Raw genomic sequence first — 19457 nt, 5'->3', positions numbered from 1 at the left:
TAGAGGAAACGTAACATCGCTACTGATAAGTCTGCGCACCGCATCAACGGTGAAATTACAGCACCCGAGGTGCGACTGGTCGGCGTCGAGAACGAACCGCTCGGCATCGTGAAACTCGCTGATGCGTTCCGCATGTCGGAACAGCAGGACGTAGATCTGGTCGAAATCGCTCCGCAAGCTGTTCCGCCGGTTTGCCGCTTGATGGACTACGGCAAGTTCAAGTACCAGGAAGCGAAGAAGCAACACGAGGCCAAGCTCAAGCAGAAGGTCATCCAGGTCAAGGAAGTCAAATTCCGCCCAGGTACCGACGACGGTGATTACAACGTCAAGCTGCGCAACCTCGTCCGCTTCCTCGAAGACGGCGACAAGACGAAAATCACGTTGCGTTTCCGTGGCCGCGAAATGGCTCACCAGGAAATCGGCATGCGCATGCTCGAACGCCTGCGCACCGACCTCGACGAAGTCGGTCAGGTCGAGCAGATGCCGAAAATGGAAGGGCGCCAGATGATCATGGTGCTCGCTCCGAAGAAAAAGAAGTAAGCGCGAAGCAGTTGGCCGGAGCGACGGCGTGCCATGTGGCGCGCGCTCCGCCGGCGCAAGGTTGTTTGATGCTGTGCTGGGTGTCCGGCTTGGTGTCGGAAGGTTTCGGAACGTCGCGCATGCAAGTGCGCAGTGGTTCCCGAAAAGCGGCCGCTGGCGGTATCGGCGGTCTGCATACCAAGTGGAATGGGTTTCGAAGGGCGGGAAATGGCCATCTGGCCGACCGCACACCCATGTCCATCTAATAATGGAGTAGTCATGCCGAAGATGAAGACCAAGAAGAGCGCTGCAAAGCGCTTCGTGGTGCGTCCGGGCGGTACCGTCAAGCGCGGTCAGGCCTTCAAGCGTCACATTCTTACCAAGAAGACCACCAAGAACAAACGCCATCTGCGCGGCTCCACGGCAGTTCATGATTCCGATCTGAACTCCGTTCGCGCAATGCTGCCGTTCGCTTAACCCTTAACCGACACTCATAGGAGCGAAACATGCCTCGAGTAAAACGTGGGGTTACCGCACGGGCCCGTCACAAGAAGATCATCAAGCTGGCCAAGGGTTACCGCGGCCGTCGCAATAACGTCTATCGCATCGCCAAGCAGGCGGTCATGCGCGCAGGCCAATACGCCTACCGCGACCGCCGCAACAAGAAGCGTGTGTTCCGCGCACTGTGGATCACGCGTATCAACGCGGCGGTGCGTCAGCACGACATGACGTACAGCGTGTTCATCAACGGCCTGAAGAAGGCGTCGATCGAACTGGACCGTAAGGTGCTGGCCGACATGGCTGTGTTCGACAAGGCTGCTTTTGCTGCGATCGTTCAGCAGGTGAAAGCCGCCGTTGCAGCCTGATTGCGCTTCTGGCAATTAAAACTGCGTGGTTCGTTGCAGCGAACATCCGGTAGTCTCGGTGACGCTGCAACAAAAACGGGGCTCCTCACCGAGCCCCGTTTTTGTTGGTAGAACCAGTTTTGTTTCGATAGAACACTGACGTTGAAATGATGGGATCAATGGATCTGGACCAGATTGTCGCCGACGCGCAAAAAGCCTTCGCAGAAGCCCCCGACGTCACCACCCTCGAGAACGAGAAAGCGCGCTTCCTCGGTAAGGCGGGTGCGCTGACCGAGCTGTTGAAGGGCCTTGGCAAACTCGATCCCGAAACGCGCAAGACCGAAGGCGCACGGATCAACCTCGTCAAGCAACAGGTCGAGGCCGCGCTGACGGCACGTCGTCAGGCGCTCGCCGACGCACTTCTGAACCAGCGTCTCGCTGCTGAAGCGATCGACGTCACGCTGCCGGGCCGCGGCGCCAATGCGGGTAGCCTGCACCCGGTGATGCACACCTGGGAGCGCGTCGAACAGATTTTCCGTACGATCGGATTCGACGTGGCCGACGGCCCCGAGATCGAAACCGACTGGTACAACTTCACCTCGCTGAACAGCCCGGAAAACCATCCGGCGCGTTCGATGCAGGACACCTTCTACGTCGACGGCAAGGATGCCGACGGCCGCCCGCTGCTGCTGCGCACGCATACGAGCCCGATGCAGGTGCGCTACGCGCGCACCAACACGCCGCCGATCAAGGTGATCGTGCCGGGCCGTACGTATCGCGTGGATAGCGACGCGACGCATTCGCCGATGTTCAACCAGGTCGAAGGCCTGTGGATTGACGAGAACATCAGCTTCGCGGACCTGAAGGGCGTCTATACCGACTTCCTGAAGAAATTCTTCGAGCGCGACGACATTCTCGTGCGCTTCCGTCCGTCGTATTTCCCGTTCACCGAACCGTCGGCCGAGATCGACATGCAGTTCGAAACGGGCAAGAACGCGGGCAAGTGGCTCGAAATTTCGGGCTCCGGCCAGGTGCATCCGACTGTGATCCGCAACATGGGTCTCGACCCGGAGCGCTACATCGGCTTCGCTTTCGGCAGTGGCCTCGAGCGTCTCACGATGCTGCGTTACGGCGTGCAGGACCTGCGCCTGTTTTTCGAAAACGACCTGCGTTTCCTGCGTCAATTCGCGTGACCCGGCGCGCGCGAGCGCGACGAAGCATCAATCGCGGCAGCGCACCTGGCGCGCGCCGCGAGCGTCCCCGGCAGAGCTCGCTGAACCGGCGGAAGACCACCGGGCTTTACGAAGCATCTGCCGGACGTGGACCTAACCTGATCACAACGTACACAGAACCATGCAATTTCCGGAATCCTGGCTCAGAACTTTTGTCGATCCGCAACTGACCACCGACGAGCTGTCGCACGCGTTGACGATGGCGGGTCTCGAAGTCGAAGACCTGCGGACGGCCGCGCCGCCGACCTCGAAGATCGTCGTCGGCCAGGTGCTGGAAGTCGTCAAGCACCCGGATGCGGACAAGCTCAACGTGTGTCAGGTCGACGCTGGCACCGGCGCGACGCTCAACATCGTGTGCGGCGCGCCGAATGTTGCGCCCGGCATCAAGGTGCCGGTCGCGCTGGTCGGCGCGCAACTGCCGCCGGCCGAAGAGGGCGGCGCACCGTTCGCGATCAAGCTGTCGAAGCTGCGCGGCGTGGAAAGCCAGGGCATGCTGTGCTCGGCGCGCGAGCTGAAGCTCTCCGAAGATCACAGCGGTCTGATGATCCTGCCGGAAGACACGCCGATCGGCCAGGACATCCGCGACACGCTCAATCTCGACGACACCGTTTTTGAAATCAAGCTGACGCCGAACAAGGCCGACTGTCTGTCGGTATTCGGCGTCGCGCGAGAAACGTCGGCGATTACCGGAGCGCCGCTGCGTCCGCTCGAAATCAAGCCGGCTCCGGTCACGCTCAACGAAACGCTGCCCGTGAAAATCTCCGCGCCCGATCTGTGCGGCCGTTTCTCGGGCCGCGTGATCCGCGGCGTCAATGCGCGCGCGAAGTCGCCGCAATGGATGGTCGAGCGTCTCGAGCGCTCCGGCCAGCGCAGCATTTCCGCGCTCGTCGACATCTCGAACTATGTGATGCTCGAGCTGGGGCGTCCATCGCACGTGTTCGATCTCGACAAGATCCACGGCGGCATGGACGTACGCTGGGGCCGCAAGGGCGAAACGCTGAAGCTGCTGAACGGGAACACGGTCGAGCTCGACGAAACGGTCGGTGTGATCGCCGACGAGCAGCATATCGAAAGCCTCGCGGGCATCATGGGCGGCGACAGCACCGCGGTCACGCTCGACACCACCAACATCTATCTCGAGGCCGCGTTCTGGTGGCCCGACAGCATTCGTGGTCGCTCGCGCAAGTACAACTTTTCGACCGATGCAGGCCATCGCTTCGAGCGCGGCGTCGACTACGCGACGACCGTCGATCATATCGAGCGCATCACGCAGCTGATCCTCGACATCTGCGGCGGCGAAGCGGGTCCGGTCGACGATCAGATCGTCAACGTCCCGAAGCGCGCGCCCGTGAAGATGCGCGTTTCGCGCGCGAACCGCATCATCGGCGTCGCGATCGATGTCGATGAAATCGCGCAGATCTTCACGCGCCTCGGCCTCTCGTTCGAGCGTGACGGCGATACGTTCTCGGTGATGCCGCCGTCGTACCGCTTCGATATCGAAATCGAAGAGGACCTGATCGAAGAGGTCGCGCGTATCCACGGCTTCGAAAAGATTCCGGCGCGCCCGCCGGTCGCGACCAGCGAAATGCGCGCGACCAACGAGACGCAACGCTCCATCCACGCGATCCGTCATGCGCTCGCCGCGCGCGACTACGCGGAAACGGTGAACTTCAGCTTCGTCGACGCCGAGTGGGAGCAGGACTTCGCAGGCAACAGCAACCCCGTGCGTCTGATCAACCCGATCGCGAGCCAGCTGTCGGTGATGCGCACGACGTTGTTCGGCAGCCTGATTCATGTGTTGCGCACGAATCTGAACCGTCGCGCGGCGGACCGCGTGCGCGTGTTTGAAGCAGGTCGCGTATTCCTGCACGATCCGTCGATCAAGGCCGGCGAGCTGACCGTCGAAGGTTTCGCGCAGCCGAAGATGATCGGCGCGCTCGCCTATGGGCCCGCGCTCGACGAGCAGTGGGGCGCACCGACGCGTGCCGTCGACTTCTTCGACGTGAAGGGCGACCTCGAAGCGCTGGTCGCACCGGCGCTCGCGCGGTTCGCACAGGCCGAGCATCCGGCGCTGCATCCGGGACGCAGCGCGCGTATCGAATTGAATGGTCGCGCAGTGGGCTGGATTGGCGAATTGCATCCGCGCTGGATGCAAAAATATGATTTGCCGCATGCGCCGATTCTGTTTGAAATCGAAGCGGAAGCATTAATGCAGCGGGTATTGCCGATTCCGTCGGAAGTTTCAAAATTCCCGCCGGTACGACGTGATATCGCGGTGGTCGTCGATCAGAAAATCGAGGTTCAGGCGCTGCTCGACGAGCTTCAGAAGGCCCAGTCCGAACCGGCCTGCAAGGCTGTCCAGAAGGTTGCACTTTTCGACGAATTTCGTCCAAAATCAAACACTTCCGGTGGTCTGGCCGCGCACGAGAAAAGCCTTGCGTTCCGGGTGACCTTGCAAGATACTGGCGGAACCCTTCAGGATGAAACGGTCGATCTGGCTATTCAAACTCTGGTGGAACGTCTAGCTCGAGTATATGGCGCACGGTTGCGCGGATAACCCGCATTTAACAATTGAACGGCTGTTTCCGCATCCATTGTTTTACGCTTGGCGCGCCATTTGATAGATATGAATGAAATGAACTCGAGTGATTTCGAAGCCCTTCTTACGGCGCAACGCAGCGCCATGATTCGAGATATTCCGACATCATCCGCCGTCGTTTCCAATGAAACGCCGACACTCACCAAGGCGGAACTTGCCGAGTTGCTGTTCGACAATGTCGGGCTCAACAAGCGGGAAGCGAAGGACATGGTCGAGGCTTTCTTCGAGGTGATCCGCGATGCGCTCGAGAGCGGCGACAGCGTGAAGCTGTCGGGCTTCGGCAACTTCCAGTTGCGCGACAAACCGCAGCGTCCCGGCAGAAATCCGAAGACGGGCGAGGCGATTCCGATTGCGGCACGTCGCGTGGTGACGTTTCATGCAAGTCAAAAACTGAAGGCGCTCGTCGAAAACGGCGCCGAAGCGAGCTTCTCGCGCGCTGATTGACTGGCGCGCTTTCGGGCAACCCATCACGGCTAACTGACGATGACAGCGACGATCGAAAAAGTCGTCTTGCCTCCGATTCCGGCGAAGCGGTACTTCACGATTGGTGAGGTCAGCGAACTTTGTGGGGTAAAGCCTCACGTGCTGCGTTACTGGGAGCAGGAGTTCACCCAGTTGAGGCCGGTCAAGCGGCGCGGCAATCGTCGGTATTATCAGCATCACGAGGTGCTGCTGATCCGGCGGATTCGAGAGTTGCTGTACGAGCAGGGTTTTACGATCAACGGGGCGCGCAACCGGCTCGATTCGCATGGCGGCGGTGGGCCGGATGCGGTGGTCGAAGAGGGTGAGGCTACCGCCGGAGTCGCGGGTCAGGTGCAGGCATCGGCGGCAACGGTTGCGGTCGATGTCGAGAAGTTACGCAAGGAACTGCAGAACGTAATCGATCTGCTGGGCCACTAGTTCATGGACTTGTTCGCTTTGTTCGTGTCGAGCGGTTCTAATCGAATGAAGTGTCTGTTATAATTTTTCTTCTGTTCGGGGCGTAGCGCAGCCTGGTAGCGTACCTGCATGGGGTGCAGGTGGTCGGAGGTTCAAATCCTCTCGCCCCGACCAAAAAGATCAAAAGGACTTACGGTGAAAGCCGTAAGTCCTTTTTTCTTGCCCGTCGCGCGGGGCAGCGTTTCCCGCTGTCAACGCTGCGCCCACGCTCATCTGCATCCCGAAGCCTCGATTGCTTTGCTCATGCGCTCGGTTTCGGCTGTCTTGCACATCGCGACCACCGTGGGCAGCATCGACCCGCCGCCCCATTCTCGAGAAGCCGATTTTTTGCAGTTGGCGTCACGGCGCGTTTTCCACGCGGTGAGCCTCTTCTCGATCGCCGCTTTGCAACTCGCCGACACCGCGGCCTTGCCCTTGACGAGCTGCTCCAGCTTCTGCTCCGCGACGATCTGATCGCGCCACGCGCACAGATTCATGCTCATCTGATTCGCGTCGCAATGCGACAGGGCCGCGTCGACCTCACTGGCGGGCAGTCCACTGAGGGTTGCGATGACGTCGGCCGGATTGGATGCGGCGGCCAGTGCCGAACTGCTAACAAGCGCAAGCGCGACACACAGCCGCCTCATTGCCGGCTCTGCATCAGGAACGACGCCGCTTCTTCGCGGCAGCGATTTACCAAGCCTGGCACTCGCACTGCCGGTAGCCGTCGCCCGTGGGCATCGCGAGGATGTACATAGTCAGCTCCTCAAGAATAGGCGAGTGCAATCTGGCAGACTTGTCACCGGCACGCGTTCGCATTCGCAAGCGCACACGAATCACCGCCCTTGAGCCCCCAACGCCACAAACCGCTCCAGATGATGATCCTCATCCCCAAGCTGATGATCGATCATCACGAGCCGCTTCGCGTAATGCGCGAGCGGCAGTTCCCACGTCATACCGATCCCGCCGTGCAACTGGATGCATTCCTCCGCGACTCGCGTGCCGATCCGGCCGATGCTGTACTTCGCCGCCGACACCGCGCGCTCGCGCGCGTTTCGTTCACCGTCGAGCGCCGCCGCCGCGTTGATCACCGCCGAGCGCGCCTGCTCGATTTCAAGCAGCAAATCGGCCATGCGATGCTGCAACGCCTGGAAGCTGCCGATCGGCACGCCGAACTGCTTGCGCGTGCGCAGATAGTCGAGCGTGTAGTCTTTCGCGACGTCCATGGCGCCGACCGCTTCCGCGCACAGCGCGAGCACGCCGCAACTCACCGCATATTCGAGCGTCGCAAAGCCGTGATCCACTGAGCCGAGCACGGTGTCGTCGCCGAGCGTGACGTCGTCGAACGTCACTTCGGCCGCGCGTCCTCCGTCGATCTTGCGGTAGCCGCGCACGCTCACACCCGTCGCGTCCCTCGGCACCAGAAACAGCGTGATGCCGGCTTCGGCATCGTCCTCGCCGCTCGTGCGTGCCGAGACGAGGAACACCTGAGCATGCTCGCCATGCTGAACGACGGCCTTTGCGCCGTGCAACGTCCACACGCCGCTGTTGCCATTTACGCTGCGGCGCGCGCGCGTCGTCGCGACCCGGGCAAGCTCGTAATGACTGTCCGGCTCACCATGCGCGAGCGCAACGATCCGCGAGCCGTCGATCAACGAACCCAGCGCCGCATTCTGCAGGTCGCTGCCGCTGCGAGCGATCGCCCGGCCGACGACCAGCGTATCGAGAAACGGTTCGACGACGAGCCCGCGGCCGATGCTCTCGAACACCACGGAAATATCGAACCCGCCGCCGCCAAAACCGCCGCTCGCTTCGTCGAACAGTGCGCCGATCACGCCAAGCTCCGCGAAGCGTGCCCACAATTCGGTGCTGAAGCCTTGCGTCGAGCGTGCGATTTCATCGCGCGTCGCGAAGCCGTACTGCTCGCTGATAAACCGATTCAGCGTATCCGCCAGCATGCGGCGGTCTTCGGTGTGCTGGAAATTCATGACGTGCGCCTCTTACAGTCCGAGGATCATTTTGGAAATGATGTTCTTCTGGATTTCGTTCGAGCCGCCGAAGATCGACAGCTTGCGATTATTGAAGTACTGCGACGCGGCACTCGCGGCTTCGTCGGGGCCGACCGGCACGCCGTCGAAGCCTTCGTGCAGCGCTTGCTCGACGAATGGCTGCGCATAAGCGCCCATCGCACGCCGCGTCAGCGACGAGATCTCCTGACGGATCTCGGTGCCGCGAATCTTCAGCATCGAACTCTCGGCACCGGGCACGCCGCCGCCCGCCACGGCCGCGATCACCCGAAGATTGGTCGTCTTCATGTTCTCGAGATCGATCTCGACGCGCGCCATGCGTGCCGCGAACGCCGGATCCTCGGCGAGCGGCCGGCCGTTGCGCAGCTGTGTCGCGGCGATCTTGCGCAGACGGTTGAACGCGGCGACGGAAAAGCCGACGCCGGCGATATTGGTGCGCTCGTACGTCAGCAGATATTTCGCGTAGGTCCAGCCCTTGTTTTCTTCGCCGACGAGATTTCCGACCGGCACGCGCACGTCGGTGAAGAACACTTCATTGACCTCGTGCTCGCCGTCGAGCGTGATGATCGGCCGGACTTCGACGCCCGGCGTGTTCATGTCGATCAGCAGAAAGCTGATGCCTTCCTGTTTGCGCACGTCGGTCGCGGTGCGCACGAGGCAGAAGATCATGTTCGCGTAATGACCGAGTGTGGTCCACGTCTTCTGGCCATTGACGAGGTAGTGCTCGCCCTGCGCGTCCTTGCCGCGCACCGCCGTCGTCTTGACCGACGCGAGATCGGAGCCCGCGCCGGGCTCCGAATAGCCCTGGCACCACCAGTCGGAACCATCGAGAATGCGCGGCAGCCAGTGACGCTTCTGCGCCTCGCTGCCGTACTTGATCAGCACCGGCCCGAGCATGTTGACGCCGAACGGCACGACGCGTGGCGCGCCGGCGAGTGCGCATTCGTTTTCGAAGATGAATTTCTGCACTGCGCTCCAACCCGGGCCGCCGTACTCTTTCGGCCAGTGATTCGCGAGCCAGCCTTGCGCGTTCAGAATCGCGTGCCACTCGGCCATGTCGTCGCGCGTCAGACGCCGCCCGCCGTGCACCTTGCCGGCGAGACGTCGCGGGAGCTTGTCGCGCAGAAACGCCAGCACGCTGGCGCGAAACGCTTCTTCCTCGGAGGTGAAGTTCAGATCCATCGCAGTCGTTCCGTCAGTGTTCGTGGTGGTTCAGGCCGTCGTGTTCAGGCTCGCGAAATCGGCGCCGCGCTCGACCAGCTCGACGAGCAGCGGCGACGGCCGCCAGAACAGCGGGTCTTCCTTCGCGAACTCGCGGATGTCGGCGAGAATCGTCGGCAGGCCCACGCTATCCGCGTATTTCATCGGACCGCCGCGGTAGCGCGGAAAGCCGTAGCCGTACAGCAGGGTCACGTCGACGTCGAGCGGGCGCAGCGCGATACCTTCGTGGACGACGTTCGCGCCTTCGTTGATCATCGCGGCCAGATAGCGGCGCATGATCTGCTCGTCGGTGAAGCTGCGCGGCGTGATGCCCGCGCGCGCACGCTCGGCGTCGATGATCGCCTCGACTTCGGGATCGGGCATGCCGCCGCGCGATCCTTCGGGGTACAGATAGAATCCGCGGCCGGTCTTCTGGCCGAACCAGCCGCGCTCGCACAGGCGGTCGGCGATCTGCACGTAGCGCGCGTTCGGGTCGCGCGTGGCCGCGCGGCGTTTGCGCGCCGCCCAGCCGATGTCGCCGCCCGCGAGGTCGACCACCTGAAACGGGCCCATCGGCAAGCCGAACGCCCGCACCGCCGCGTCGATCTGATACGGCGATGCACCGTCTTCCATCAGCGCGTCCGCGGCGGCGCGGTACACGGCAAGCAGGCGATTGCCGATGAAGCCGTCGCACACGCCGGCGCGCACCGGCGTCTTGCGCAGCTTCTTCGCGAACTCGAACGCGGTCGCGACGACGTCGGCGCTGACCTGCTTCGGCACCACGACTTCGAGCAGCTTCATGATGTTGGCGGGCGAGAAGAAGTGCAGTCCGATTACGTCGGCGGGGCGCGAGATGCTGGCTGCGATCGCGTCGATGTCCAGATACGACGTGTTGGTCGCGAGCACCGCACCGGACTTGCAGACGCGATCGAGCTCGGCGAATACGGCCTTTTTGACGTCGAGATCTTCGAACACGGCTTCGATCACGAGGTCGGCGTGAGCAAGCGCATCGTACGACGTGCTGCCGCTCCAGCGCGCCATGGTCGCGGCTTTCTTCTCAGCGGTGAGGCGGCCCCTGGCGATCAGCCCGTCGTAGACCTTGTCGATGTGCGCGCGGCCGCGCGCGAGCGCCGCTTCGTCGCGTTCGATCAGCGTGACGGGCAGCCCCGCGTCGAGCACTGCGACCGCAATGCCCGCGCCCATCGTCCCGCCGCCGATCACGCCGATCGCCTCGAGCGCGCGCGGTTTCGCGTCGCGCGTTTCGGGCGCCTTCAGCACTTCGCGCTCGGCGAAGAATGCGTGAACCAGGCCGGCGCGCTGCGGGCTGTCGAGGCATTGTAGGAACAGCTTGCGTTCGAGCTTCAAGCCCTCCTCGAAGGGCTGTTCGATCGCGGCTTCGACGGCATCGACGATTTTCAGCGGCGAGAACAGGCCGCGCGCTTTCTTCGCGGTTTCGTCACGCGCTTTCGCGACGGCGGCGCGGCTCGCGGCGCGATCGATCAATGCGGCGGCGTCGCGCGTGCGGCGTACCGGCGCGTGCGCGGCGAGCAGCTCGTGCGCGTAGGCGAGCCCTTCGGCGAGGATGTCGCCGCTGTCGCCGAGACGGTCGACGAGGCCGAGCGCGAGCGCCTCCTTCGCGCTCGCGTGACGGCCGCTCAGCATCAGGTCGAGCGCCGCCGGCGCGCCGATCAGACGCGGCGTGCGTTGCGTGCCGCCCGCGCCAGGCAGCAGACCCAGCTGCACTTCGGGCAGGCCGAGCTTCGCGCCGTCGACGGCGATCCGGTAATGCGCGGCGAGCGCCACTTCGAGCCCGCCGCCGAGCGCGGCGCCATGCAGCGCAGCAATCACGAGTTTCGTACATGCCTCGATGCGGTTGCACACGTCCGGCAGCGAAGGCGGCACCGGCGGCTTGCCGAACTCGCGAATCTCGGCACCGGCGATGAAGTTGCGCCCCGCGCCGACGATCAGCACGGCTTCGACCGCGCGGTCGGCGTCGGCGGCTTCGATCGCGGCCAGCAGGCCGCGCCGCACGTCGGCGGATAGCGCGTTGACCGGCGCGTGGTCGATCGTGACGAGCAGGACCTTGCCGTGCAATTCGCGCGTGACGACGTCGGCTGAGGAGGAAAGGGTCATCGTAGGTGTCTCCGTTTGAGGATGGCGAGGCGCGCCGGATCGTCCCATTCTGGAGTGGTCAACGTTCATTGACAATTACACCGTTGATTGACAGACTGTCAAAATTATTTTGACAAAGACTGGGCCATGGACGTCAACTCGCTGACCCTGCTCGTCGACATCCTCGACGCCGGCAATCTGAGCGAAGCGGCGCGCCGGCTCAAGATGAGCCGCGCGAACGTCAGCTATCACCTGAATCAGCTCGAGCGTTCGGTCGGCCTGCAATTGGTGCGACGCACCACGCGTCGCGTCGAGGCGACCGAGATCGGTCTGCGGCTCTACGAGCACGGCCGCACGATCCGCAACGCGCTGCTGGCCGCGCGCGAGTCGGTGACCACACTGGGCCAGAGCCTGCAGGGGCGCGTGCGGCTCAGCGTGCCGAGCGGCTATGGCCAGCTCGTGATGTCCGACTGGCTGATCGCGTTCAAGCGGCTGTATCCGGGTATCGTGCTCGATGTGATGTTCGAGAACCGTGTCGAGGATCTGATGCGCGACGAGATCGACATCGCGGTGCGCGTGATGTCGGAGCCGCCGCAAAACCTCGTCGCGCGGGACATGGGGCCGGTCCGGTACGTGGCCTGCGCATCCCCCGAATTCGCGCGGACACACGGCCTGCCCGCGACGCTCGACGACCTGCGCACCGCGCCGCTGATTACCGCGGCCGTGATCGGCAAGCAGTTGCGGCTCGCCGCGTATCTGCGCGACGAGCGTCATGAAGTCCTGCTCGAACCGACGATTATTTCGGAAAACTTTCTATTTTTGCGCCAGGCGGTGCTGGCCGGTCTCGGTGTCGGACTCGTGCCCGACTACGTGGTGCAGGACGATCTGAAGCTCGGCGCCGTGCTGACCGCGCTCGATGCCTGGCGGCTCAGCATCTTCGGCACGCACATGTACATGCTGTACATGCCGGATCGGCATCACACGCGCGCGGCGGCGACGTTCATCGACTTCGTGCTGGAGCAGGCGCAGGGCTCGGGCAGGGGCGGCGCGAACTGAAGCTGCGAACTCAGGCGCCGAGTCTGCGCGCGATGGCCGTCGTGACCATCGGCACGCCGACGCGCAGCAGCTTGCGCACGCCTTCGTCGCTACCGACTTTGCCCACCGCGTTGTCGATCATCGCCTGCATCACGCTCGCCGGATAAAATTCGCGAAACAGCGTGTTGGCGCCGGTTTGCTCGAACACGTGGTGCAGGAGCGACCCAACGGGGGGGCCGATGCGCTTGAACAGGCCCATCTTGACCACCCGGTTGTTCCACAGATGCAGCGTGTAGGCATTGGAACAGAGCGCCGCGCACTCGTCGAAATAGCGCGGCAGGAACACCTTGTAGTAATCGTTGAAGTGCACCGGATAGAACAGGCTTTCGGGAAGACCGGCCTTCACGCCGTAGATGGCGGTCAGCAGACGCGGGCCCGTGTCGCCCCATTTCAGTGCCCGGCCTTTCATCGCTTCGACCCGTTCGATCGCCTCGTGCAAGCGCGGCTGATCCGGATCGAGCCTCAGAATCGCATTACAGATGCTCGACTGGGTTTCCCGGCCGATCAGATCGCCCTTGGCGTTGAGATCGAAATCGCGTAGCAGCAGCATGTCGGTATCGACCCAGATCTCATCGGTCTTCGTGAACATCACGAAGCGGAAATAGTCGGTGAAATGCTGCATCGACGGCACGCCGTGAATCGGGAAGTCGTTCAGCGAGTCGCGCGGCAGTATCGTGGTCGCGTCCTTCGCGATCACGCCGGGCGGCAGAGTGTCGATCGGCTCGTAGCTATAGAGCGCGACCTCGCTGCCGTACAGCGTGAACGAATTCAGACAGGCGATCTCGTAGGGAGAAAGTTCCGGGCCATGCCAGAACGATGCAAACCTTGCCTTGCGCATATGTCATCCAGGGTAGCGATCATGCGGCGCAACATGCGCGCCGAACCTGTGTAACGATCCTAGACGGGCACGGCACAGGTCAGATGTAAAGGGCATGAATCGCACAGGAGTTGTCGCAAAACGTTGAGTTCAGCGCCACGAGTCGGCGATTATGAGCGGGACTATGTCGTATCTGGCGAATTCAGTTGCGCACGGCAATGCATCAACTGAGTGCGCAAGGTCGTGGGCTAAACTGCGGAACACCGGTCGTGCGCGCAGACCCAGCAAGCGACGGACCATGCATCACGCCATGCAGCGACAACGATGATATCAGGAGACCCGATGAACCTCGACGGCGAGACTTACGATTCGCTCACGGCCAGATTCGCGTGGCGTATTCCACCGCGCTACAACATCGGCGTCGACACATGCGACAGGTGGGCCGATGGCTCGGGGCGTCTCGCGCTGATCTACGAAGACGCCGACGGCCGCGCGACCCGCTATACGTTCGACGAACTGAAAGCCCTGTCCGACCGCTTCGCCAATGCGCTGCTCGCGGCGGGCGCGCGGCGCGGCGAGCGCGTCGGCATCTTTCTGTCGCAATCGATCGAAACGGCCATCGCGCATCTCGCGGCCTACAAGGCCGGCATGGTCGCGGTGCCGCTGTTCGCGCTGTTCGGCGTGGACGCGATCGAGCATCGGCTCGGCGACAGCGCTGCGGTCGCGCTGATCACCGATCACGCCGGCGTGCAAAAGATCGACGAAATTCGCGGCGCGCTGCCCGAGTTGCGACACGTGTTCAGTGTCGATATCGAGCAGGATGACGATGCATCGGACGCGCCCGTGCGGTCGTTCTGGCAGGCGTTGAATGGCGCTTGCGCCGAGTTCACGCCGGCCGACACCGCCGCGGACGATCCGGCGATCATCATCTATACGTCGGGCACGACCGGAAAACCGAAGGGCGCGTTGCACGGGCATCGCGTTTTGCTCGGGCACCTGCCGGGCGTCGAGATGTCGCAGCAGGGCTTTCCCGCGCGCGCGACGCTGATGTGGACGCCCGCGGACTGGGCGTGGATCGGCGGTCTGTTCGACGTGCTGCTGCCATCGTGGCATCACGGTGTCGCGGTGCTGGCGCGCCGTTTTGCGAAATTCGACGGCCACGCCGCGTTCGATCTGCTCGCGCGTCACGCGGTCTCCCATGCGTTTCTACCGCCGACCGCGCTGAAGATGATGCGCGGCGTCGAGCGGCCCGCCAATCTGCGTCTCGCGTTGCAATCGGTCGCGAGCGGCGGCGAATCGCTGGGCGAGGAACTGATCGGCTGGGGGCGCGACGCACTCGGCGTGACGATCAACGAGTTCTACGGGCAGACCGAGTGCAACGTCGTGGTGTCGTCGTGCGCGGCGCTGTTCGAGCCGCGCTTCGGCGCGATCGGGCGCGCGGTGCCGGGGCACCATGTCGCGATCGTCGATGGCGCCGGCAACGAGCTGCCGCCCGGCGCGATCGGCGATATCGCGGTGGCCGCGCCCGATCCGGTGATGTTTCTCGGCTACTGGCGGAACGTTGCGGCCACCAACGACAAATTCCGCGGCAGGTTTCTGCTGACCGGCGATCTCGGCACGCGCGACGCGGACGGCTTCATTCGCTTCGTCGGTCGTGGCGACGACGTGATCACGAGCGCCGGTTACCGGATTGGGCCGGCGTCGATCGAGGATTCGCTGCTGCGTCATCCGGCTGTCGCGATGGCGGCCGTGGTCGGCGCCCCCGATCGCGAGCGCACCGAAATCGTGATGGCGTTCGTCGTGCTGAAAGCGGGTTTCGTCGGCGACGATGCACTCGTGCGTGAGATCCAGCAGCACGTGAAGACGCGTCTGGCCGCGCACGAATATCCGCGCGAGATTCGCTTCGTCGAAAGCCTGCCGATGACGGCCACCGGCAAGGTGATCCGCAAGACGCTGCGCGAGGCGGTGACGCACGGTCCGGACGCGATCCCACCGGCGAAAAACTGAGTCTGCTACGATGACCAACCCACGATGGGAATCACAGCGGAGAGATTGGATGCGCCCCGAGAGTGCAATGCGTTTCGACCAGGAGTTCGCGCCACGCATTGCCGAGGCGATCGCCGCGTGTATCGCAAAGACCGTGCATACCGACGTGTTGCCGCATGGCGAACAGGGTCAGCCCACCCGCGTGCGGATTCACGCCACGCCGCTCGATGAGCTCGGTCATTACCCGCATCCGTTGAATCTGTATCTGACCTGGGACAGCGACGAAATAGAAAGGCTGATGGGCGAGCAGGGCGCGACGCGTTTCGCCAGATATCTGGCCGCGCTGCCGCGCAAGCTCAATGCGTGGACCCAGGCGCGCGAACTCGATTTCTCCACGCACACGCAGGGTGAGCCGGTTACGTTGATCGGCGGGCTCGATTTCGAATCGTAGACGCTCGCGCGCGATTGCGGGCTTGCGTTCGAGAGCTGGATAAAAAAACGGCCGCTGTGCTCGAAGAGCCAGCGGCCGTTGCTTTTGCAGCGTTGGGTTACAGCGACGCTCAGCCGCCCAGCGCCGGATCGCTCATGCTGTTGTTTGCCGTCTCGACATGACCGGCGATGCGGCGCGCGAACGTCGGGTCCGTATCGACGGTGATCGCGAGATCGTACCAGCCGTATGCGTTGCGCAGATCGAGGTACAGATTGTCGGTGTCGCCGCCGCGCACCGAACGCTTGATCACATGGCTCGCGTCGTACGCGTTGACGATCGTGAACTGGCAACGCGCGCTGCCGACGTTCTCGAGCCGCAGTTGCAGATTGCCGTTCGCGACATCGTAGCCTTCGGCGACGGCCGGCCGTGCGGCGTCCGAACCATTCCACCCGTTCCGTGCGACCACCTTGCCCGCGAAGCGGCGCAGGAAGCCGTTCGGCCCGTGCACGCTGAAGTCGTAGCTGCCGTCGGCGTTGAGCAGCAGCGCGTCCTGCAGATGCTTGCCCGCTTCGACGGTATAGCTGCGCGGCGCGTCGGCGCTATTGGCCGCGTACACGAGGAACACCGCGCCCGCGCGGCCCGTGTTGACGAAGCGCATCGTCAGCTTGCCGTTCGAGCCTTCGTCGACGCGCACGAACAGTTCGTACGGCAACGCGCGCGCCGGGCGCACGCCCGCTTCCTGCTTCGGCACCGTCTGCACCGTCGGCGGTTGCGGCACGTAGTCCGGGTGACGGTTCTGGTCGGCCGGCACGTAGCCGCTCGTGCCCGGCAGCGACGGCACCGACGCGTTCGGATTCGCGAAGTTGAACGCGGAGGTCAGATCGCCGCACACCGCGCGACGCCACGGCGTGATGTTCGATTCGCCGAGATTGTGCTGCTGGCCGAAGCGCTTTTCGATGAAGCGGATCACCGACGTATGGTCGAACACTTCCGAGCACACGTAGCCGCCTTTGGACCACGGCGAGACCACCAGCATCGGCACGCGCGGTCCGAGCCCGTACGGCCCGGCGACGTTCTTCGCGTCGCCGGCATAGATTTCGTGCGTGATGTCGACGCTCGACAAACCGTTCGCGCTCGACGCGGCCGCGAACGGTGCGGCGATGTGATCGAAGAAGCCGTCGTTTTCGTCGTAGTTGATCAGCAGCACGGTCTTGCTCCACACGTCCGGGTTCGACGTGAGGATCTGCAGCACCTGATCGATGTACCACGCGCCGTAGTTGGTCGGCCAGTTCGGATGCTCGCTGTACGCTTCGGGCGCGACGATCCACGACACCTGCGGCAGCGTGCCGTTCTGCACGTCGCGCTTCAGAATGTCGAAGTAGCCGTCGCCGTTGGCCGCGTTGGTGCCGGTCCGCGCGTTGTCGTATAGCGGGTTGCCCGGCTGCGCGTTGCGGTACTGATTGAAATACAGCAGCGAGTTGTCACCGTAGTTGCCGATGTACGCGTTCTGCGTCCAGCCCCATGAGCCGTTCGCGTCGAGCCCGGTGCCGATGTCCTGATAGATCTTCCACGAGATGCCCGCGTTCTGCAGCACTTCGGGGTAGGTCGACCAGCCGTAGCCGAGTTCCGAATTGTCGATTACCGGACCGCCGCCGCTGCTGTCGTTGCCGACCCAGCCGCTCCACATGTAATAGCGATTCGGATCGGTCGGGCCCATCAGCGAGCAGTGGTAGGCGTCGCAGATCGTGAATGCGTCGGCGAGCTGATAGTGGAACGGGATGTCGTCGCGCGTCAGGTAGGCCATCGTGGTCGCGCCTTTCGACGGTACCCACTGATCGTTGCGGCCGCCGTTCCATGCGGCGTGCGTGGAGCCCCAGTCGTGCGCGAGATCCTGCAGGAATTGCAGGCCGAGGTTCGGCGCGCTCGGACGGAACGGCAGCACGTAGCCGATACCGCTGGCATCGGCGGTTTGCGGCTGATACCACACCGGCTGGCCGTTCGCGAGGTTGATCGCGCGCGTGTCGCCGAAGCCGCGCACGCCTTTGAGCGTGCCGAAGTAGTGGTCGAACGAACGGTTCTCCTGCATCAGCACGACGATGTGCTCGACGTCGCGGATCGTGCCGGTCCGGTTGTTGGCCGGAATCGCGAGCGCATTGCGGATGCCCGGCGGCAGCATGCTCAACGCGGTGAAGGAACCGGCGGCTTGCGCGGCCGAGCGCAGAAAATCACGACGATTGTTTGAGGTCATGGTTGGGGCGGTGGTGGCTTTGATCTTCGGTGGAGGAAAAAGGCACGGGGACGACAAGTTGCGGTACTGAAACGGCGATGCTGCGTCGGACGCGCGAAGGCGGGCTAGCCGCCGCGCGCGGCGCGATTCTCAATCGACGGTATGGATGACGGGGCTGGCCAGCGGCGGCGAGGTGGCGGACAGCGCCGTGCCGGCTCCGGATGCGGGTGCCGCCGGTGTCTGGATCGTCAGCGTCGGCGGCGCGGAGTCGGCCGGCGGCGGGGCGATCGATGGGTCGCCGGGGTTAGCGGCGGAATGGTCGGTTGAACTGATCGTATTCGTGCTGGCGGGCGGGGCGTCGTCGCTGCACGCTCCTGCTAGCGCGCACAGCGCGATCACCGCGATGGCGCCCGTCAAACGTTTGCGACGGGGCGCACGAATCGGCGTCGACACGAAGGGCATGGCACTGTCTCCTGGCGGGGAAGGGATGCCTCGCAATCGATGTGCCGAGGTCAGCGATGCAGCAGCATAATCGCCGATCCGTGTAATTTTTATGAAGTATCGGTAACAGACGGGCGCCGCTTATCGTTGTGCGCGCACGAACGCCGCGATGGCGTCGTTGAGCGCGGCGGGCGCGTCGCGATGCGGTGAGTGTCCGCATGCGTCGAGCTTCACGAGTTGCGCGTGCGACACGCGCGCGGCGATCGTGTCGATCTGCGCCATCGTGCCGTAGTTGTCGTCGTGGCCCTGGATCGCGAGCAGCGGTCGACGGATCGGCGCGAGCGCCTCGACGATCGACCAGCGCCTGAACGCAGGGTCGAGCCAGATATCGTTCCAGCCGTAGAACGCGGAATCGACGTCCGCGTGATAGCGGGCGAGCTTCGCGCGAAGATCGGTGGTTTCGTAAAGCTGCTTCGTTTGGGCGATGCTCTGCACCGAGATGTCTTCGACGAATACGTGCGGCGCGATCACGACCGCGCCCGCGAGCGCATCGGGGTACAGCGCCGCATACAGCAGCGCGATCGAGCCGCCGTCGCTATGACCGATCACCCACATGCGTTGGCGTTGGCGCAGGTCGATATCGAGCGCGTCGAGCAGGGTGGGGAGAATGTCGCGCGCCTGGGCGGTCATGAAATCGACCGGCCATTTGTCGTCAGGCGCACGCGCTGTCGAGAGTCCGTAGCCTGGCCGCGAATAGACGAGCCCGCGCATGCCGAGTCGCGCGCACAACGTCTGCGGCCAGTCGCGCCACATCGCGATCGAGCCGAGACCTTCGTGCAGGAATACCGCGATCGGCGAATCGTCCTGCTGAGCATTCGCCTGCTCGTTGACCCAGCGGTACTCGATGCGCAGCGGTCCATGCGATGCGCTCGCCGGCAGTTCGGCAAGGCGGCTGGCGGCACTCGCGGAGGAAGTGGCAGGGGCGGTACCTCGGTTCTGCATCAATGAA

At 63.6% G+C, this 19457-nt stretch carries 18 protein-coding genes and 1 tRNA gene; 11 read left to right on the top strand and 8 right to left on the bottom strand.

Going from position 1 to position 19457, the window contains the following annotated elements; translation table 11 throughout:
* Nucleotides 1-15 precede the first annotated feature (15 nt).
* The 8 genes from infC to F6X39_RS03130 all read left to right on the top strand — a co-directional run bounded on the left by infC (nt 16) and on the right by F6X39_RS03130 (nt 6248).
* Nucleotides 16-540, top strand: a complete 525-nt coding sequence (infC, locus tag F6X39_RS03165) for a translation initiation factor IF-3 (RefSeq protein ID WP_075643713.1) — start codon at nt 16-18, stop codon at nt 538-540.
* A gap of 258 nt (nt 541-798) precedes the next feature.
* The gene (rpmI, locus tag F6X39_RS03160; RefSeq protein WP_006052501.1) at nt 799-996 is read left to right on the top strand and encodes a 50S ribosomal protein L35; all 198 of its coding nucleotides are present in this window, start codon (nt 799-801) and stop codon (nt 994-996) included.
* Between the two features lie 29 nt (nt 997-1025).
* Nucleotides 1026-1385: a 50S ribosomal protein L20 gene (gene rplT / locus F6X39_RS03155; protein ID WP_006052502.1), complete on the top strand. Its 360-nt coding sequence runs from the start codon at nt 1026-1028 to the stop codon at nt 1383-1385.
* A gap of 158 nt (nt 1386-1543) precedes the next feature.
* Nucleotides 1544-2557: a phenylalanine--tRNA ligase subunit alpha gene (gene pheS, locus F6X39_RS03150; RefSeq protein ID WP_187615527.1), complete on the top strand. Its 1014-nt coding sequence runs from the start codon at nt 1544-1546 to the stop codon at nt 2555-2557.
* 160 nt (nt 2558-2717) lie between these two features.
* Complete coding sequence (gene pheT / locus F6X39_RS03145; protein ID WP_187615526.1) at nt 2718-5153, top strand: phenylalanine--tRNA ligase subunit beta; 2436 nt, start codon at nt 2718-2720, stop codon at nt 5151-5153.
* A 69-nt stretch (nt 5154-5222) separates the two neighbouring features.
* On the top strand, nt 5223-5639 hold the full coding sequence (locus F6X39_RS03140) for an integration host factor subunit alpha (protein WP_090800976.1): 417 nt from the start codon (nt 5223-5225) through the stop codon (nt 5637-5639).
* Between the two features lie 39 nt (nt 5640-5678).
* The gene (locus tag F6X39_RS03135; protein ID WP_184021872.1) at nt 5679-6095 is read left to right on the top strand and encodes a MerR family transcriptional regulator; all 417 of its coding nucleotides are present in this window, start codon (nt 5679-5681) and stop codon (nt 6093-6095) included.
* A 76-nt stretch (nt 6096-6171) separates the two neighbouring features.
* Nucleotides 6172-6248, top strand: a tRNA-Pro gene (locus F6X39_RS03130).
* Between the two features lie 95 nt (nt 6249-6343).
* On the opposite strand, the gene F6X39_RS03125 is transcribed toward F6X39_RS03130, so the two are convergent.
* The 4 genes from F6X39_RS03125 to F6X39_RS03110 form a co-directional block, all read right to left on the bottom strand.
* Nucleotides 6344-6760 (bottom strand): lysozyme inhibitor LprI family protein, encoded by a 417-nt coding sequence (locus F6X39_RS03125; RefSeq protein ID WP_187615525.1) that lies wholly within the window; start codon nt 6758-6760, stop codon nt 6344-6346.
* Between the two features lie 189 nt (nt 6761-6949).
* A complete protein-coding gene (locus F6X39_RS03120) occupies nt 6950-8101 on the bottom strand; it encodes an acyl-CoA dehydrogenase family protein (RefSeq protein WP_187615524.1) in 1152 nt (383 codons plus the stop codon).
* Nucleotides 8102-8113: 12 nt separating this feature from the next.
* Complete coding sequence (locus F6X39_RS03115; RefSeq protein WP_187615523.1) at nt 8114-9322, bottom strand: acyl-CoA dehydrogenase family protein; 1209 nt, start codon at nt 9320-9322, stop codon at nt 8114-8116.
* Between the two features lie 30 nt (nt 9323-9352).
* On the bottom strand, nt 9353-11473 hold the full coding sequence (locus tag F6X39_RS03110) for a 3-hydroxyacyl-CoA dehydrogenase NAD-binding domain-containing protein (RefSeq protein WP_187615522.1): 2121 nt from the start codon (nt 11471-11473) through the stop codon (nt 9353-9355).
* 126 nt (nt 11474-11599) lie between these two features.
* On the opposite strand from F6X39_RS03110, the gene F6X39_RS03105 reads away from it, so the two are divergent.
* Nucleotides 11600-12508 carry a LysR family transcriptional regulator gene (locus F6X39_RS03105; RefSeq protein WP_187615521.1) on the top strand — a complete coding sequence of 303 codons (909 nt, stop codon included), beginning with the start codon at nt 11600-11602 and terminating at the stop codon, nt 12506-12508.
* A gap of 10 nt (nt 12509-12518) precedes the next feature.
* On the opposite strand, the gene F6X39_RS03100 is transcribed toward F6X39_RS03105, so the two are convergent.
* Nucleotides 12519-13385 (bottom strand): hypothetical protein, encoded by an 867-nt coding sequence (locus F6X39_RS03100; protein ID WP_184063706.1) that lies wholly within the window; start codon nt 13383-13385, stop codon nt 12519-12521.
* A 321-nt stretch (nt 13386-13706) separates the two neighbouring features.
* On the opposite strand from F6X39_RS03100, the gene F6X39_RS03095 reads away from it, so the two are divergent.
* Nucleotides 13707-15371, top strand: coding sequence for an acyl-CoA synthetase (locus F6X39_RS03095; protein ID WP_187615520.1), 1665 nt, complete (start codon nt 13707-13709; stop codon nt 15369-15371).
* A 49-nt stretch (nt 15372-15420) separates the two neighbouring features.
* Nucleotides 15421-15801: a DUF5594 family protein gene (locus tag F6X39_RS03090; protein ID WP_090800962.1), complete on the top strand. Its 381-nt coding sequence runs from the start codon at nt 15421-15423 to the stop codon at nt 15799-15801.
* Between the two features lie 109 nt (nt 15802-15910).
* Here the strand turns inward: F6X39_RS03090 and F6X39_RS03085 are convergent, their stop codons facing one another.
* The 3 genes from F6X39_RS03085 to F6X39_RS03075 form a co-directional block, all read right to left on the bottom strand.
* A complete protein-coding gene (locus tag F6X39_RS03085) occupies nt 15911-18028 on the bottom strand; it encodes a phosphocholine-specific phospholipase C (protein WP_187615519.1) in 2118 nt (705 codons plus the stop codon).
* Between the two features lie 129 nt (nt 18029-18157).
* A complete protein-coding gene (locus F6X39_RS03080; RefSeq protein ID WP_187615518.1) occupies nt 18158-18469 on the bottom strand; it encodes a hypothetical protein in 312 nt (103 codons plus the stop codon).
* A 120-nt stretch (nt 18470-18589) separates the two neighbouring features.
* Nucleotides 18590-19450, bottom strand: coding sequence for an alpha/beta fold hydrolase (locus F6X39_RS03075; protein ID WP_187615517.1), 861 nt, complete (start codon nt 19448-19450; stop codon nt 18590-18592).
* Between the last annotated feature and the right edge of the window lie 7 nt (nt 19451-19457).

This window comes from Paraburkholderia sp. UCT2, assembly GCF_014397665.1.
In the GTDB taxonomy this organism is placed as follows: Bacteria; Pseudomonadota; Gammaproteobacteria; order Burkholderiales; family Burkholderiaceae; genus Paraburkholderia; species Paraburkholderia tuberum.
The sequence above is the reverse complement of the archived record's forward strand: the minus strand, read 5'-3'. Positions and strand labels throughout refer to the sequence as shown.